Source organism: Kineococcus xinjiangensis (assembly GCF_002934625.1).
Taxonomy (GTDB): domain Bacteria; phylum Actinomycetota; class Actinomycetes; order Actinomycetales; family Kineococcaceae; genus Kineococcus_A; species Kineococcus_A xinjiangensis.
On the sequence record NZ_PTJD01000002.1, the window covers coordinates 284,235 to 300,806 of the forward strand.

At 75.4% G+C, this 16,572-nt stretch carries 15 protein-coding genes; 9 read left to right on the forward strand and 6 right to left on the reverse strand.

Features of this window, described 5'->3' with window-relative positions; all coding sequences use genetic code 11:
- Positions 1–68 precede the first annotated feature (68 nt).
- The 4 genes from CLV92_RS04160 (at position 69) to CLV92_RS04175 (ending at position 5,145) form a co-directional block, all read left to right on the forward strand.
- Complete coding sequence (locus CLV92_RS04160) at positions 69–1,877, forward strand: glycoside hydrolase family 6 protein (RefSeq protein WP_146099412.1); 1,809 nt, start codon at positions 69–71, stop codon at positions 1,875–1,877.
- A 253-nt stretch (positions 1,878–2,130) separates the two neighbouring features.
- Entirely contained in the window at positions 2,131–3,351 is a 1,221-nt protein-coding gene (gene trpB, locus CLV92_RS04165) for a tryptophan synthase subunit beta (RefSeq protein WP_104431528.1), read from the forward strand.
- The gene (trpA, locus tag CLV92_RS04170; RefSeq protein WP_104431529.1) at positions 3,348–4,142 is read left to right on the forward strand and encodes a tryptophan synthase subunit alpha; all 795 of its coding nucleotides are present in this window, start codon (positions 3,348–3,350) and stop codon (positions 4,140–4,142) included. The genes trpB and trpA overlap by 4 nt, the downstream gene beginning before the upstream one ends.
- 205 nt (positions 4,143–4,347) lie before the next feature.
- On the forward strand, positions 4,348–5,145 hold the full coding sequence (locus CLV92_RS04175) for a GntR family transcriptional regulator (RefSeq protein ID WP_245886399.1): 798 nt from the start codon (positions 4,348–4,350) through the stop codon (positions 5,143–5,145).
- A gap of 119 nt (positions 5,146–5,264) precedes the next feature.
- On the opposite strand, the gene CLV92_RS04180 is transcribed toward CLV92_RS04175, so the two are convergent.
- Both CLV92_RS04180 and CLV92_RS04185 read right to left on the reverse strand, forming a co-directional pair.
- The gene (locus tag CLV92_RS04180) at positions 5,265–6,014 is read right to left on the reverse strand and encodes an SDR family NAD(P)-dependent oxidoreductase (RefSeq protein WP_104431530.1); all 750 of its coding nucleotides are present in this window, start codon (positions 6,012–6,014) and stop codon (positions 5,265–5,267) included.
- Positions 6,015–6,115: 101 nt separating this feature from the next.
- Positions 6,116–7,522 (reverse strand): ATP-dependent 6-phosphofructokinase, encoded by a 1,407-nt coding sequence (locus CLV92_RS04185; RefSeq protein WP_104431672.1) that lies wholly within the window; start codon positions 7,520–7,522, stop codon positions 6,116–6,118.
- A gap of 150 nt (positions 7,523–7,672) precedes the next feature.
- On the opposite strand from CLV92_RS04185, the gene CLV92_RS22780 reads away from it, so the two are divergent.
- Positions 7,673–7,909, forward strand: coding sequence for an OsmC family protein (locus CLV92_RS22780; RefSeq protein ID WP_211290854.1), 237 nt, complete (start codon positions 7,673–7,675; stop codon positions 7,907–7,909).
- 22 nt (positions 7,910–7,931) lie between these two features.
- Here CLV92_RS22780 and CLV92_RS04195 read toward each other — a convergent pair whose 3' ends face one another.
- Both CLV92_RS04195 and CLV92_RS04200 read right to left on the reverse strand, forming a co-directional pair.
- Entirely contained in the window at positions 7,932–9,992 is a 2,061-nt protein-coding gene (locus tag CLV92_RS04195) for a bifunctional copper resistance protein CopD/cytochrome c oxidase assembly protein (RefSeq protein WP_104431531.1), read from the reverse strand.
- A 57-nt stretch (positions 9,993–10,049) separates the two neighbouring features.
- The gene (locus CLV92_RS04200) at positions 10,050–10,511 is read right to left on the reverse strand and encodes an ATP-binding protein (protein WP_146099413.1); all 462 of its coding nucleotides are present in this window, start codon (positions 10,509–10,511) and stop codon (positions 10,050–10,052) included.
- Positions 10,512–10,756: 245 nt separating this feature from the next.
- Between CLV92_RS04200 and CLV92_RS04205 the strand changes: the two genes are divergently transcribed.
- The 4 genes from CLV92_RS04205 (at position 10,757) to CLV92_RS04220 (ending at position 14,506) form a co-directional block, all read left to right on the forward strand.
- Complete coding sequence (locus tag CLV92_RS04205; RefSeq protein ID WP_245886400.1) at positions 10,757–11,359, forward strand: MarR family winged helix-turn-helix transcriptional regulator; 603 nt, start codon at positions 10,757–10,759, stop codon at positions 11,357–11,359.
- A gap of 65 nt (positions 11,360–11,424) precedes the next feature.
- Entirely contained in the window at positions 11,425–13,107 is a 1,683-nt protein-coding gene (locus tag CLV92_RS04210) for a DHA2 family efflux MFS transporter permease subunit (RefSeq protein WP_104431674.1), read from the forward strand.
- Between the two features lie 125 nt (positions 13,108–13,232).
- A complete protein-coding gene (locus tag CLV92_RS04215; protein WP_104431533.1) occupies positions 13,233–13,454 on the forward strand; it encodes a hypothetical protein in 222 nt (73 codons plus the stop codon).
- A 56-nt stretch (positions 13,455–13,510) separates the two neighbouring features.
- Positions 13,511–14,506: a glycoside hydrolase family 88 protein gene (locus CLV92_RS04220; RefSeq protein ID WP_104431534.1), complete on the forward strand. Its 996-nt coding sequence runs from the start codon at positions 13,511–13,513 to the stop codon at positions 14,504–14,506.
- Between the two features lie 15 nt (positions 14,507–14,521).
- On the opposite strand, the gene CLV92_RS04225 is transcribed toward CLV92_RS04220, so the two are convergent.
- Both CLV92_RS04225 and CLV92_RS04230 read right to left on the reverse strand, forming a co-directional pair.
- Positions 14,522–15,346: an NmrA family NAD(P)-binding protein gene (locus CLV92_RS04225; protein WP_104431535.1), complete on the reverse strand. Its 825-nt coding sequence runs from the start codon at positions 15,344–15,346 to the stop codon at positions 14,522–14,524.
- Positions 15,347–15,462: 116 nt separating this feature from the next.
- Positions 15,463–16,563 (reverse strand): oxygenase MpaB family protein, encoded by a 1,101-nt coding sequence (locus CLV92_RS04230; protein ID WP_104431536.1) that lies wholly within the window; start codon positions 16,561–16,563, stop codon positions 15,463–15,465.
- Between the last annotated feature and the right edge of the window lie 9 nt (positions 16,564–16,572).

Genomic DNA, 16,572 nt, shown 5'->3' on the forward strand with positions numbered 1-16,572 from the left:
ACCGCTCGGAGGGATCCTTGGGCAGCACCCGAGAAAGCTCGCAACCGGCACGGGGCCGTCTGCGCCGCATGCGGCGACTCACCGTGACGACGGCCTCGATCCTGGCCCTCGGAGTGAGCAGCGCCGTGCCCGGCCAGGCCGCCCCCCGGCCCGAGGTGTCGGCCCAGTCGGCCGACAGGGCCGCGCCGGACCGCGAGGAGGGGCGGACGCTGCAGCAGATGCTCGCCACCGAGGGGGCCGTCCAGAACGCCCCGCGGAACCTGTCCCTGCGGAGCGGCGGGGTTTCGCGTGTCTCGTTCGTCAAGGGCCAGATGAACGGCATCAGCGTCAACGCGCCGATCCCGGCCGCGGACGAGGCGGTCCTCAGCTACCAGGTCCGCGTCCCCGAGGACACCTACGAGGGCATCTACTCCCGGGTCGGCGGCAAGATGCCCGGTCTCGCGGGCGTCCCGGACGACGAGACCCTCTGGTACGCCTCCTCCGGCGGAAAGCTGAAGCGGGACTCCTGGTCGGTGCGCTTGCACCCGCGCCAGTCCAGTCTGAACGGGGTCGGGCGCCCGTGGTGGGACGCCTACGTGTACGCACCTCGCGCGGACGGCCGGCGCCACCAGCGCTGGGGCATCCAGGTGCCCCTCACCGACGGGCTCAACGGCGAGGGCGAGCACCTGCGCATGCCGGTGGACCGCTGGTTCGAGGTGAGGATGCGCGTCGAGCTGAACACCCCCGGCAAGGACGACGGCGAGCTGGACATCTGGATCGACGGGGTCCAGGGCGTGAAGCTGCGCGACGTCCGCTGGCGCGACGCGGGAGTCACCACCCCCATCAACACCTTCATGGGCAACACCTTCGTCCAGCCGCGTGCACCCGAGAACGGCTACGTCGACTTCAGGGAGTTCCGCATCGGGCCGGCCACCGGCTCCGGCTCCGCCACCGAGGGCGACGGGAAGAAGGACGCGGGCCGGTCGAGGAGCACCGCGACCACCTCCGCTCGCGAGTCCGCCGGGTCGCCGTTCGGGGCGGGTCGCGCCTGGGTGGACCCGAACAGCAAGGCAGCGCGTGCCGCCGCCGCTGCGACGGACCCGCAGGAGGAGGAAGCACTGCGACGCCTCGCCGCGGAGGGTTCCGCGGTGTGGATCGGCGACTGGACCGAGGACGTCGCCACGACGACCGCGGATGTCGTGCGCCGGGCCGAGAGCAAGCGGCAGACGCCGGTGTTCGCGGCCTTCGCCATCCCGGACCGGGACTGCTCGGGCGGCCACTCCGCCGGCGGCGCCGCGGATGCGGCCGCCTACCGGGAGTGGATCGACTCGCTCGCCGAGGGCGTGCGCGGCTCCGGCGCCGTGGTGATCCTCGAACCGGACGCGCTCGCCGATCTCGACTGCCTCTCTGCGGCGGGCCGCGCGGAGCGGGCCCGCCTGCTCGCTGAGGCAGGCAAGGAGCTCACCGCGGCGGGGGCCACCGTGTACCTCGACGCGGGGTTCCCCGGAGGGCAGAGCGCACAGGAGATGGCGAAGCGACTGAAGGCGGCCGGAGTGAAGGGGGTGCGGGGCTTTTCCTTGAACGTCTCGAACTACTCCTCCACCGCCGCCAGCACCGCGTACGGCCGCGAGATCCGCAAGGAGCTGGGCGGCAGCGGACACTTCGTCATCGACACCAGCCGCAACGGCGCAGGTCCGGTCTCCTCCGAGGACGAGGAGGCCTCGTGCAACCCGCCCGGTCGCCGCATCGGCGACGGCTTCACCACCGAGACCGGCGATCCGGCAGTCGACGCCTGGCTGTGGGTCAAGCCCCCGGGTGAGTCCGACGGCGCCTGCAACGGCGGGCCGGCGGCCGGGAAGTGGTGGCAGGAGCGAGCCGTGCAGCTCGCTGGAGACTGATCCGCGAACCTCTTCCGACGTCCGCGCTGTTCGACTGCGGGGCTGGGCGATCCTACGGGATCACCCAGCCCCGCAGTGCTTCCGCGACCGACTCCTCGCGGAGCTGGTGACGCGCGACTGGAGCCACCGTCGTGGTTCCGCACCGGGGGGCGGCGGATGGCCCACCACCCGCCGGCGTCCACGTCTGGCGCGAGCGGGGATCGTGGTGCCATACTCCAAGAGTTATAGAACTCTGATCTAGAACGGAGTCATCATGGCGACCGTCCCGGCCCTCCTCACCCCCACGGGCAGCGCACCCGCCGCCCTCGCCACCGACGGCCGCTTCGGGGACTACGGCGGCCGGTTCGTCCCCGAGGCGCTCGTGCCCGCCTGCGAGGAGGTGGAACGGGCCTTCACCGACGCCTGGGCCGACCCGCGCTTCCGCAGGGACCTCGACCGCCTCCTCGCCGTGCACGCCGGACGTCCCACCGCCCTCACCCCCGCGTGGAGGCTGTCCGCCGAACTCGGCGTCACCGTCCTCCTGAAGCGGGAGGACCTCGCCCACACCGGATCGCACAAGATCAACAACGTGCTGGGCCAGGCGCTGCTCGCGCGACGGATGGGCCGCGGGCGCCTCCTCGCCGAGACGGGGGCCGGGCAGCACGGCGTCGCCACGGCCACCGCCGCCGCGCTCCTCGGCCTGCGCGCCACCGTCTACATGGGCGAGCGCGACATCGAGCGACAGGCCCTCAACGTCTACCGGATGGAGGTCCTCGGAGCCGAGGTCGTGCCCGTCCGCACCGGCAGCCGCACCCTCAAGGACGCCACCAGCGAGGCGCTGCGCGCGTGGGTCTCCTGCGCCGACGAGGCGCACTACTGCCTCGGCTCCGTGATGGGCCCGCACCCCTACCCGACGATGGTGCGGGAGTTCCAGCGGGTCATCGGCGACGAGGCCCGCGCCCAGTGCGCCCGGGAGCTGCCCACCGCGGTCCCCGACCACGTCGTCGCCTGCGTCGGCGGCGGTTCCAACGCCGCCGGCACGTTCGCCGGCTTCCTCGGCACCGGTGCCCGGCTCGTCGGCGTGGAGGCCGCGGGCGGAGCGGCCATCACGCACGGCCGCCCGGGCACGCTGCACGGGTTCCGCTCCTACGTGCTGCAGGACGAGCACGGGCAGGTCGGCGAGGCGCACTCCGTCGCCGCGGGCCTCGACTACCCCGGCGTCGGCCCCGAGCACGCCCACCTCGCCGACACCGGCCGCGTGCACTACACCACCGTCGGCGACGACGAGGTGCTCGCAGCCGTGCACCGCCTGGCCCGCACCGAGGGCATCATCTGCGCGCTGGAGTCCGCCCACGCGGTGGCCTGGGTGCTGCGCGCCGCGACCTCCGGGGAACTCCCGCGGGGCTGCACCGTGCTCGTCACCCTCTCCGGTCGCGGGGACAAGGACATCGCGACGCTGATGGCCGCCCGCGACGGCGCCGGGGACGTCCGGTGAGCGCGGCGACCGTCACCGGCGGGGCCCTCCACCGGCACCTGGGTTCCCGCGCCGCCGCCGGCCGCAGCCTCCTCGTGCCCTACGTCATGGCGGGGCTGCCGGGGTGGGCGGAGCTCGTGGGCGAGTTCGCCGCCGCCGGAGCCGATGCGGTGGAGATCGGGCTGCCGTTCTCCGATCCCATCCTCGACGGCCCCGTGATCTGCGAGGCCGCCGAGCGTGCCCTGGCGGGCGGCACGACGGCCGCCACGGTCCTGGCGGAACTCCCGGGGCTCGCCGCGCAGGTGCCCCTCGTGGTGATGACGTACTCCAACATCGTCCTGCACCGCGGAGCGCCCGCCTTCTGCGCCGCCCTGCGCGCCGCGGGGGTCAGCGGTCTCATCGTGCCGGACGTGCCGTTCGCCGAGGCGGCGGAACTCGGCGGGGCGTGCGGGGCGGAGGGGATCGACCACGTCCTGCTCGCCGCGCCGTCCACCCCGCCGGGCCGGCTCGGCGAGGTGGCGCAGCGCTCCCGCGGTTTCGTCTACGCCTCGGCCGTCATGGGCACCACCGGCGTGCGGGAGCACCTGCCCGCCACCGCCGCCCGGCTGGCCGCGGACCTGAAGGCCCTGACCGGAACCCCGGTGCTGCTCGGCCTCGGCATCTCCTCCCCCGCCTCCGCCCGCGCGGCGGCCGCCGTCGCCGACGGGGTCGTCGTCGGCTCCGCCCTCGTCCGGGACGTCCTCGAAGGCCGCGGCCCCGCCGAGGTCGGCCGCCGCCTCGCCGCCCTGCGCACCGCCCTCGACGAGGCCTGACCGAACCCGTCCCCCTCCCCCCGGACCCCCTCCCTCCGGACCCCCCGCCCCCCGGAAAGGACCCTTTCCGGGGTCCAGACCGGCACCCCGACTCCGGAAAGGGTCCTTTCCGGAGCTGGAGGGCCGGGGTGGAGAGGACGGACGCGGCCGTCGGGGAGACTGGCCCCTCCGGCACGGGGCCGGGGCAGCGACGGGAGGGACGGCGGTGGGCGGCATCCAGGAGGGGCAGGGCCCCGGCGGCGGCACGGCCGGGCGCGGGGGCAACCCGCCGCGCTACCGGACCATCGCCGACGACCTCGCCCGCCGCATCCGCGAGGAAGAGTTCCGCCCCGGTGAGGCGCTCCCCGCGCAGCGCGACCTCAGCGCGCAGTACGGCGTCACGCTCATGACGCTGCGCCAGGCGCTGGCAGGGCTGCAGGAGAGCGGGCTCGTCGTGCAGCAGGCCGGGCGCGGCACCTTCGTCTCCGCCCCCGTGCCCGCCTACCGCCTCGACACCCTGCGCAGCTTCGCCGCGGACCTGCGCGAGCAGGGCCACCCCGTCACCACCGAGGTGCTCTCCGCCGCGATGCGCCCGGTGCCCGCGTGGGCGGCCGAACGCCTCGCGCTGCCCCGCGGGGACCGCGCGCTGCGGCTGGAGCGGCTGCGCGTGGTGTCCGGCCGCCGCGCCGTCCACCAGGAGTCCTGGGTCCCCGAACCGTGGGCGCAGCGGGTCAGGGGGCGAGACTTCGCGCGGACCTCGCTCTACGAGGCGCTCGCCGACGCCGGCGTGGAGGTCGCCCGCGCATCCGAGCGCGTCGTCGGGGAGGACCTGCCCGACGCCGTCGCCCGCCACCTGGGGGTGGACGCGGGCCGGGCGGCGTTCCGCAGCGAGCGCACCACCTACGACTCCGGCGACGTGGCGGTCGTCGTGGACCGCGCGTGGATGCTCGGCTCCCTGCTGGAGGTGCGCACCGAGCGCGCCCGCAGCGCGGTCTCCGTGAGCTGGGGCGCCGTCACGCCCTGAGCCCGCCTCGGGTCCGGGCCGGGCGGGGCGGGGACGTTTCGCGGGCGACGCGCCGGTGGCGCCCGGCCGAACGTCCCCGGCCCGGGTCCTGGCGGAGACGTCGGGCCGCGCCCGGGGGCTCAGCCCGGGAAGAGCGGGCCGCGGTGCACCTTGTGCTGGGCGGCCTGGGCGAGGGGCCGGACCACGAGGTGGTCGACGTTGACGTGCGGGGGCAGGGACACGGCCCAGCGCACGCACTCCGCCACGTCCTGCGCCGTCAGGGGCCGGTCGACGCCCTCGTAGACGGCGGCGGCCCGGGCGGCGTCCCCGCGGAAGCGCTTGAGGGCGAACTCGTCGGTGCGGACCATGCCGGGCGCGACCTCCACGACGCGCACCGGCTCCCCGCACAGCTCGAGGCGCAGCGTTTCGGTGAGCGCGTGCTGACCGTGCTTGGCGGCGCTGTAGCCCCCGCCACCCTCGTAGTTGACGGCCGCCGCGGTGGAGGTGAGGTTGACGATCGTCGCCACCGGCGCGGAGCGCAGCAGCGGCAGCAGGGCCTGCGTGACGCGCAGCGTGCCCAGCACGTTGACCTCGTACATCGCCGCCCAGTCCGCGGGGTCGCCGTCCGCGACGGGGTCGCCGCCGAACGCCCCGCCGGCGACGTTGACGAGGACGTCGCAGCGCTCGAGCGCCGCGGCCAGCGCCTCGACGCTCGCGGGGTCGGTCACGTCGAGGGCCACGGCTCGCCCGCCCACCGCCGCGGCGACCTCGCGCAGCCGGTCGGCGCGCCGCGCGGCGAGCACCACGTCGAACCCGTCACCGGCCAGGGCGGCGGCGCAGGCCGCACCGATCCCGCTGCTGGCTCCCGTGACCACTGCGACCGCGGACACGCGGTACCCCTCTCGCCCGTCCCCGGCCCGGCCGGCCGGAGTTCTAGAACGCTAGGAACCGTAGCCGCCCGCCGCCGCCGGGTGCAACGGCGGGTGCACGCCTACTGGCCGCCGAAGACCTGCACCTGCGGGCTGTCGACGTCACCGAACGACCACGGCTGCCCCGTCGCCTCCAGCACCGACCACCACAGGTCGCCGTTGGGGTCGACCTGGTTGCGGGAGCTGACGGCCATGGCGATCGGGATGTGCACGAAGCGCCGCCGCCAGCGGCCCACCACCATGTTCGTGCGCCCCGCCATCGCCGCGTGGACCGCCGCGTGCGCCAGGCGGATGCAGTACACGGCGTCGTAGGGGTTCGCCGGGACGCTGCGGATGACGTAGCTGGGGTCGATGTAGCGGAAGTTCAGCTCCAGGCCGTGCTCCGCGAAGTCGTCGGTGATGCGCTGGCGCAGCAGCGGCCCGACGTCCTGGAGCCGCTTGTTGCCCGACGCGTCACGCGCCTCGTCCGCCTCGAACAGCTCCTGCCCCGCACCCTCGGCGACCACCACGACCGCGTGGCCCTGCTCCTTGACGCGGCTGCGCAGGTCCGCGAGGAAGCCGTGCGGGCCGTCGAGCTGGAACGGCACCTCGGGGATGAGGACGTAGTCGGCGTCGTTCTGCGCCAGCGCCGCGTAGCAGGCGATGAAGCCGGAGTGCCGGCCCATCAGCTTCACCACGCTGACGCCGTTGGGCGCCGTGCGCGCCTCCACCTTCGCGGAGCGGATCGAGCGGGTGGCCTCGGAGAAGGCCGTCTGGAACCCGAAGCTCTGGTCGATGAAGGGGATGTCGTTGTCGATGGTCTTCGGGACGCAGACGACGGCCGTCTTCTGCCCGCGCTCGCGCAGCTCCGCGGAGATCTTCTGCGCCCCGCGCATCGTCCCGTCGCCGCCGACGACGAAGAGGATGGAGATGCCCATCCGCTCCAGGCAGTCGGCGATCTCGCCGACGTCCTGCTGCCCGCGGGAGCTGCCGAGGATGGTGCCGCCCTCGGCGTCGATGCCCTCGACGCTCTCGGGTGTGAGGTCCACGACGTCGTGGCCGTAACGGGGGATGAAGCCCTGGTAACCGTTGCGGAAGCCGTAGATGCGCCGCACGCCGTAGTGCGTGCTCAGCTCCGAGACGAGGCCACGGATGACGTTGTTGATGCCCGGGCACAGGCCGCCGCAGGTCACGATGCCCACGCGGGTCTTCGACGGGTCGAAGAAGATCTTCTCGCGCGGGCCGCAGGGCTCCAGAGCGGGCAGCTCCGCGACCGGACCCTCGCGGCGCTCGATCTTGGAGAGCGTGTCGTCGAAGAGCACCCGGTCCGTCGGCTGGACGTAGTGGTGGGTCGTGCGGCGGGCGTTGAGCCGGGGCGCCAGCGGGGACTCCACCGTGCACGGCCCGAGGGTGTCCACCGAGAAGTCGATGGGCCGGCCCCTGCCGCCGCCGGTGCCGGTGTCCGCGTCGTGGTTCGTTCCGCTGTCCATGCCGGTGTCCACCCTCGCTCGAACGACTCTGCGCGTACATCGTGCCGGATGCGGGGGGGTGCTTCCGACCACGGGTGGGGCCGCCGCGGACGGGCCGCGGCACCCGATGATCACCGGGCGCGCGGGGGCGGGCTCCCCTGGCGTCGGAGCATGGCCGAGGACCTCTGCACCGCCGTCGTGACCGCCACTCCCGGAGCGGCTCGATCCTCCGACGGCGCCCTCTCCGTCACCGTGCACGAACCCGGCGAGCTGGGTGGCGCCGGGGACGGGACCAACCCCGAGCAGCCGATGGCCCCCGCACTGGGCAGCTGCCTGCTGGAGTCGCTGCGCCCGTTCACCAGGACGCTGGACGCGACGAAGCTCGACGTGCAGCTCGCCCCCGTCTGAGCCGCACCCGGCGGCTCACCGCTCAGGAGCGCCCGCCGGGGCCGCGCTCGGCCATCCGGGCCAGCATCTCGTTGTAGGCGCGCAGCTCCGCGTCGCCGTCGCGGGTGGCGGCGCGGTCGCGGCGGCGGTTCTCCCGGGTGTCGGAGCGGGCCCACCCGATCGCGACGCCCAGCACCAGGAAGAGGGTGGGCAGCTCCCCGATCCCCCAGGCGATGCCGCCGCCGCGGTGCTGGTCGGCGAGCAGGTCGCCGCCCTGCCCGACCTGCTGGAACCAGTCGGCGGCCAGCAGGGTGCTGGACTGCATGATGCCCACCCCGAAGAAGGCGTGGAACGCCATCGTCGCGAAGAGCAGCAGCAGCCGCAGGGGGTAGCGGGGCCGGTGCGCGCCGGGGTCCACGCCGATGAGCACGGAGGCGAACAGGTACCCCGAGCCGAGGAAGTGGACCATCATCAGCTCGTGCCCCAGGTGGGTGCGCAGGGCGATCTCGAACAGCGGCGTGTAGTAGAAGACGATGATGCTGCCCGCGAAGATCACCGCCGCGACCACGGGTGATCCGAGGACGCGCAGGTAGCTGGAGTGGACGAGCGCGAGCAGCCACTCCCGAACCCCGCGGGAGCCGTCGCGGCGGGCGGGCAGGGTGCGCAGCGCCAGGGTCACGGGGCCGCCGAGGACGAGCAGCGGCGGCACCGCCATGGTCAGCAGCATGTGCTGGAGCATGTGGGCGCTGAAGGAGATCCGCCCGTAGGCGGCGGGCCCGCCGCTGGTCACCCACAGCAGCAGCAGGCACCCGGCCAGCCACGCGACGGTGCGACCCACCGGCCAGCGGTCCCCGCGGCGGCGCAGCAGCACGAGGGCGCGCACGTACCAGGCGGCGAGACCGGCGGCCACGAGCAGCCAGAGCAGGTCGGGGGCGGTCTCGGTGAACCAGCGCAGCGGTGTGGCCGGCGGCGGCAGGGGCCGGCCGAGGAGGTCCTCCGCCAGACCCGTCTCGACGGCCTGCTCCGGCGCCGGCGGGACCGTGCGGCTCAGCGCCACCCCCAGGCCGGTGGCCGCGCCCATGAGGACCAGCTCCCCCGCCGCGAGGCGGGCGAACGGCCCCCACGTGGTGGAACCGGCGGGGCCGGCGTCGAGGGTGCGCAGGGTGCGGCGGCGGTGGGCCCACCCCATCGCGCCGAGGACCAGCAGCGCCGCGGTCTTGGCGATCAGGAGCGCGCCGTAGCCGCTCGCCAGGCCGGACCAGCCGCCGAGGCGGACGGAGGCGTTGAGGACGCCGGAGAGGGCCACCGCGGCGAAGCACCAGAGCGCGAGGGTGGAGTAGCGGCGCGCGGCCCCCGCCCGGTCGACGCCCGCGGCCGCCGGCCCGCTGCCCGCGCGCTCCCCCGCCGGGGCGAGGCAGCCCCACACGGCCAGGAGCGCGGCGAGCCCGCCGACCCAGACGGTGACGGCGACCAGGTGCAGTCCGAGGGAGGTGACGGCCGTCTCGTGGTCGGCGGAGCCCGCGGAGTGCCCGGCCAGCGACAGCGGCACGAGGGCGGCGAGCGCGGCGGCGGCGGCGGTGGCGGCTCCCGCGTAGGCCGTGCCTCCGGCGGCGGCGGTGGTGGCGACGGCGGCGAGCAGCGTCGTGGCGAGGAGGGCGCGCCCGAGGGGGAGGTCCAGGGTGAACTGGGCGAGGCCGGCACCGAAGCCCGGTGCGCCCAGCGGCGAGCCGGCCGCCCCGGAGTACGTCAGGACGAGCACGGCGACCGCGGCGAGGGTCCAGGCCGCCCCGGCCGCGGCGGCGGTGCGCAGGGCGCGGTCGAAGGCTCGGGAGCCCCGGGACAGGACGGTGCACGCCAGCACGAGGCCACCCACCATCAGGGCCGCGGCGAGGTCGTGGACGGTGCGCGCCACCGGCAGCCCGTAGCGGGCGGTGGCTCCCGGGTCGCCGAGCGCCCCCGCCGTCAGCGCGCCGGTGGCGCCGAGCGCGACCAGGGCCGCCAGCACGGCCGCGGCGAGGACGCCGGCGCCGAGCGGCAGGAGGCCGCCCGCGGGAGCGGGGGTGCGGGAGGGACGAGCGGGACCGGGGGGCGCGGGAGCAGCCACGTCCCCAGGGTAGGTCGGGCGCCGGACGCTCCCGTCCGGCAGGTCGCGCGGGGCGGCTCAGGCGGTGAGCTGGCGGGTGCCGCAGCCGGAGGGGGTGTGGTACCGCGGGCGGTGCGCGGGGGCCTGCAGCGCGGCGGTGGGCAGCGCCAGGGTGTCCACGTCGAACCAGACGGTCTTGCCCTCGGGGGAGACGTCGATGCCGTGGCGCTCGGCGAGCGCCTCCACGAGGACGAGGCCGCGGCCGTTGAGGGCGTCGGGGTCCGGGTCGCGCCGCTGGGGCAGGCGGGTGTTCTCGTCGCCGACGCTGACGCGGACGCGGCGCGCGGTCGAGGTCAGCGTGAGGACGACGTCGCTGCGGCCGTAGACGACGGCGTTGGTGACGACCTCCGCCGTGAGCAGGAGCAGGGTGTCGACGGGCTCGCCGACGATGCCCTCGCGCTCGCAGAAGTCCGCCACGAAGCGGCGGGCCGCCCGCGACGACGTGGGCTCGGGGGCCAGCGTCACCACGCTCGGAGCCATGTCCACCACGTCCTCACCGCTCGATCTCCCCGGGTGGTGCCGGCCGGACCGGCCCACGGAAGAAGTACTTGTACGAACCAACTAGTTGTATGTAGCATCCATCTCGGGGCGGGCATCGGCCCGCGCGTGGAGTTCTCGCTCGATCACCCTCTGGCGTTACACCCCGTGAGCAGTGATCGTCCTCTTCGTCACCCAGAGTGCACCGTTTGTGCCTGTCCGCCTCCTCGGCACCCGTTCGGAGCAGCATGACCACCCAGCCCGTCCCGGGGTCCCCGCGCCCCAGCTCGGCCCCCGCCGACCGCAACGCCGGCGCGGCCGACCCCCACTCCGAGGTCGCCCGGCTGCTGGCCCGCCAGCACCGGACCATGCACGCCGTCAAGGCACTGCTCTCCCGGGGCGTCTCCGAGGCCGAGCGGGCCTCCGCGATGCTGCTCGTCACGCTCGCCGAGACCGGCCCCGTCCGCGCGGGCGCCCTGGCCGACGCCGTGCACTCCGACCCCTCCACCGTGAGCCGGCAGACCGCCCAGCTCGTCACCCGGGGGCTCGTCGAGCGCCAGCCCGACCCCGCCGACGGGCGCGCCTGGCGCCTCGCGCTGACCGCGCAGGGCCGGGAGTTCCTCACCACCCTCCGGGCCCACCGCCTCGCTCTGGTCCACGAGGTGCTGCGCGACTGGGAGCCGGCGGACGTCGAACTCCTCGCCGGCAGCCTCGAGCGCTTCACCGACTGCCTCGACCGCGTCCGGCGCGAGCTCGCCGAGGGCACCTCCCCGCTGCTGGAGCGGCCAGCCCCCGCCCCCGGCGGCGCCCTGCCCGACCCCGACCCCGACCCCGCGGAGGCCACCCCGTGAGCACCACCGGCACCGCCGCGGGCGGGCACCCCGCGCCGGCACCCGCCTTCACCCACCGCCAGATCATGGTCATCCTGTCCGGGCTGCTGCTGGGGATGTTCCTCGCGGCCCTGGACCAGACGATCGTCGCGACGGCGATCCGGACCATCGCCGACGACCTGCACGGCTTCGACCAGCAGGCCTGGGCGACCACCGCGTTCCTCATCACCTCGACGATCTCCACCCCGCTGTACGGCAAGCTCTCCGACACCTACGGGCGCCGGCCGTTCTTCATGGCGGCCATCGTGATCTTCGTGGTGGGCTCGCTGCTCTGCGGCTTCTCCGGCTCGATGTACCAGCTGGCCGCCTTCCGCGCCCTGCAGGGCCTCGGCGCGGGCGGCCTGATGTCGCTCGCCCTGACGATCATCGGCGACATCGTGCCCGCCCGGGAGCGCGCGAAGTACCAGGCGTACTTCATGGCCGTCTTCGGGACCTCCAGCGTGCTCGGCCCGGTCGTCGGCGGCTTCTTCGCCGGCCACGACACCATCCTGGGCGTCACCGGCTGGAAGTGGATCTTCTGGATCAACGTGCCCATCGGCATCGCCGCGATGGTCGTGGTCTACCGCAACCTGCACCTGCCCAAGCCGGGCGTGCGCCACCGCCTCGACTGGCCGGGGGCCCTCGCCCTCGTCACGGCCCTCGTGCCGCTGCTCGTCGTCGCCGAGCAGGGCCGCGACTGGGGCTGGACCTCGACCGCCGCGCTGCTCTGCTACGCGATCGGCGGCGCCGGGGTGGTGGCCTTCGTGGTCGCCGAGCGGGCGATGGGCGACGAGGCGCTCCTGCCGCTGCGCCTCTTCCGCAACCGCACCTTCGCGGTCGGCAGCCTCGGCAGCTTCGTCCTCGGCATGGGCATGTTCGGCGGCTTCGCCGTCCTGCCGCAGTACCTGCAGGTGGTCAAGGGCTCCACCCCCACCGAGGGCGGCCTGCAGATGCTGCCGCTGACGCTGGGCATCATCGCCGCCAGCGCCGTCTGCGGTCAGGTCATCGCCCGCACCGGCCGGTACAAGCCGCTGCCCGTGATCGGCACCGTGCTCATGGTGGTGGCCCTGCTGCTGTTCTCCCGGATCGACGCGGACACCCCGGTCTGGCAGACCATGCTGATCATGGTGGTCATGGGCCTCGGTCTCGGCGGCAACATGCAGCCCGTCATCCTCGCGGTGCAGAACGCCTCCGACCCGCGGGAGATCGGCGTCGCCACGTCGTCGGTGACCTTCTTCCGGCAGATGGGCGGCACGCTCGGCACCGCCGTCTTCCTCTCCATCCTCTTCAGCACGCTCGGCGAGCGGATCGCGGAGGGCTACCAGCGGGCGGCCGGCACGCCGGAGTTCGCCGCCGGCCTGCGGGACGCGGGACTCACGCCGCAGCAGCTGCAGGAACGGCTGGGGCAGGCGACGAGCAACACCTCGGTCGTCGCCGCTCTGCCCGACGTGCTGTCGCACCCGTTCAGGGAGGGCTTCACCGCCTCCACCAGCCTGATCTTCCTGGTCGCCGCGGGGATCATGGCGATCGGCGTGGCCGTGGTGGCGTTCCTCCCCAGCCTGCCCCTGCGCGCCGGTTCCCCGATGGCGGCCCGCGGGGGCACCGGGGCGGGCAGCGGGACCGAGGGCGTGGCCGGCGCCGCCGCCCCGCTGCCGCACGACGGCGGGGTGGCGGACGCCGCGACGCATGACACCCGCGCCGAGGCCCGCGAGGCGGCCTCGGAGCGCTGACCGCTCGATCACGACGGGCCGCCCCCCGGGGGGCGGCCCGTCGGCGTCCCCGCATCCTGCGACGACACGGCGACACACCGTGACACCTGCCGCGCTCGCGGTCGGCGGCCTGCCATGCTCCCCGCGTGGCCAGGCACCTCGTGGAGCGGACCCCCCAGCAGATCGTGCGCGCCCGCGCCGCGGCGGCGCTGCTCGTGCTCGCCGTCGCCTCGGCGTGCGCGTGGGCCGCGTGGTCCGCCGTGCACGGGACGGCGGACGCGGGCATCTTCTCCGCCGCCGTGGTCCTGGCCTGCGGTGGCCCGGGCGGCACGCCGCGGCACCGCAAGGGCCGCCGGTCCGGCTCCTGACGGGCGGGCGGGGCGAGCACTCCCCCGCGACGCCGCGGAGGGTGGAGGAGACCGGCATGACCGACGCGCAGGAGCTCGACGGCGACCAGCGCCGGGTGCTCGCCGCGCTGCTGGCGATGCAGCGGCAGTCGTGGGAGCAGGGGGTGACGGGCCACGCCCTCCTCGACCTCGGGCAGCACGCCCTCGCCCGGGTGGTGGCGCGCGACGCCGTGACCCGCCAGACCGCGCAGGGCAGGCTGGCGGAGATCGAGGACTCCGGGCACGTGAACTCCGGCGCCGCCGCCGAGGTCGTCCGGTGGGCCGCGGGCCTGGACGGCGACGACCCGGACGGTGGCGGGGAGCTCGCGGGCGCCTACCGCCGCCAGATGCGCTGGCTGCTCCACGACTGCCCGCGCGCCGGGGACGGCACCGTGTTCCTGCCCGCCGGAACCCGCGAGGTGTGGTCCGACAGCGTCTACATGGTGGTGCCGGCACTGGCCGGCGGCGGCTGGGTGGACGAGGCCGTCGCCCAGTTCGAGGGCCACCGCCGCCGGCTGTTCGACGGCAGCCGGGGGCTGTACGCAGCGAAGTGGGACGAGGAGCGCGGGGCGCTCTGCGACGCGCGGGCCTGGGGCACGGGCAACGGCTGGGTCGTCGCCGCCGTCGCCCGCACCCTGCACGCGCTGGGCCCGGGCGCCGGGGACCTGCGCACCCGCCTCGGCGGGCACGCCCGGGAGGTGATCGACGCCTGCCTGCGCCACCGCAGCGCGGACGGCGCCTTCACCGACGTGGTGGACGACCCGACGACGTTCCCCGAGGCGAACCTCGCGCAGATGCTGGCCTACGCCCTCCTCACGGGCGTCGCCGACGGGTGGCTGCCGCGGCACTACGCCGGCACCGGACGCGAGCTCCTCGCCGAGGGCCGCCGCCGCATCGACGCGGACGGGTTCGTCACCGGCGTGTGCGGCGCCCCGCACTTCGACCGGCAGGGGACCTCGGCGGAGGCGCAGGCGTTCTTCCTGCTCGCCACCGCCGCGGAGCACCGCCTCGACCGCGCTTCCCCGCACGGCTGACCCCACCGGAGCACCTCAGCCGCCGAACGCCGCGGCGTTCTCCCGCGCCCACTGCGCGAACGTGCGGGCGGGCCGGCCCGTCACCTCCTCCACCGTGGGCAGCACCGTGCGCCCGGCCTCCGGCGGGTCGGTCCGCATCGCGAGGAAGAACTCGACGTCCTCCTCGGAGAAACCCTCCGCCCGCCACCTCGCCACGACCTCGTCCCGCCCGAGCGGGACGTAGCGCACGTCACGACCGAGGACGTCGGCGAGGATGCGGACCCGCTCCGGCACCGTGAGCGCCTGCGGCCCGGTCAGCCAGTGCTCCCTGCCGTGGTGGTCGTCACCGGTGAGCGCCACGGCCGCCACCGCCGCGATGTCGGCCTCGTGCACCACCGCGCTCGGCACGTCGGGGAACCCCTCGCGCACGACCCCCTCCTCCCGCACGGAGTCGGCCCACTCCAGCGCGTTGCCCATGAACTCCACCGGCGCGAGCGCGGTCCAACGCAGCGAACCCGCCCTGACGGCACGTTCCAGCGGGCTGGGCTCGACGTCCCCGCGCAGCACCGTGACGGCCCGCACCCCGGCCGCCTCGGCGGCCCCCGCGATCCCCTCCCCGTCGGCCAGCGGCGCGGCCGTCGCACCGTCGAAGGTGATGAGGTGTGCGGTCGTCGCACCGTCGAACAACCCCGGCAGGCACGCGGTGTCGGTGAGGTCGCCGGCGACCACCTCCGCCCCGGCAGGCAGTGCGGCCCGGGCGGGGGCGCGGGTCAGCGCCCGCACGCGGGAACCTCCCGCCAGCAACCGCCGGACCAGCGGACGACCCACGGTGCCGGTGGCCCCGGTCACGAGAACGGTCATGGAACTCTCCTCCCGACGTCGGTTCCCGCGGTCGGACCCGCGGAGGACCGACGCTAGGAACCCCTGCGGTCAGTTTCCGTCCTGATCCGCCGCCGGGTTCCGGCCCACGACGTCGCTCAGACGCGCTCCCGCACCGGCGCGGGAGCCCGGCGCAGCGGTGGCGGCGCACCGCCGCTGCGGACGAACTCGCGACTCTCGGCGATGCTGCGCTCCACCGCGGCCTCCCACGCGTCCCGGTCCCGGCGCAGCCGGGCGCGGCGGCGCCGCACCACTGCCGCCACCAGCCGCACCAGCAGGTGCGCACCGCCGGTGCCGGGGATGCCGAGGGCGTCGGAGACCTCACGGCCGTGCATGGCGCGAGCCACCGCCTGCACGGCGAACAGGGTGAGGGGTGCGGGCACCCGCGTCAGATCGGTGAGGGAGGAGGCGAGGGCCGCCAGCCCGGCTCGGGTCAGTCGCCGGGAGTCCTCGGACGGCGGCGCGGTGCGGGCGAGGACCCGCGCCTCGAGGTCCTCGGCGGCACGGCGGTCGACGACCCCCTCCAGGAGGGCGGGATCCACGCCCAGCAGCTCGCCCAGCAGCCGCCAGTAGCGCAGCAGCGCGGCGTGCTCGTCGGGGGTCAGCGCGAGACCCAGCCGCTCCGCGCAGCGCGGGGCCACCAGCGTGAAGTCCAGCCACGTGCGGGTCATGTCGAGCTGCGACACCTCCGTCCGCCCCGGCGCGGAAGCCGCCTGCCGGACCAGCGCGTGGGCCAGGCGGACGTGGCCCGTGGCGACGTAGCCGGGCTCCCCCGGGCGCAACCCGCCCGGCACCGACACGGCGTTCTGCCAGCGCGCCGTGTCGAGCAGCCGCGCGGAGGCGTCGTCGAGGAGCTGCCCCGTCCCCACCAGGACCGCCGCCGCACCCGGTGGGCGGTAGGAGTTGATGAGCGCCCCGGCGCCCATGTCGAAGACGTGCGCGGCGAACGGGACGGTGTGGGCGGCACGGGCGTCGACGAGCACGACGCTGTCGGGCGCGGCGCGGGCGGTGCGCTCCATCTGACCGGCCAGCTCCCGCACCGGCTCGGACGTGACGCCGGGCGCGTCGGCCCCCTCCGTCAGGGCGCGCGCGAACTGGCGGCGCACCACCCGGTCCGCCAGGACCTCCACAGCCAGGGCGTCGGCGAGCGGGTCGCCGAGGACGGCGGCGCGCTGGAGGAGGACGTCGAGGGTCTGCACCGGTCGAGT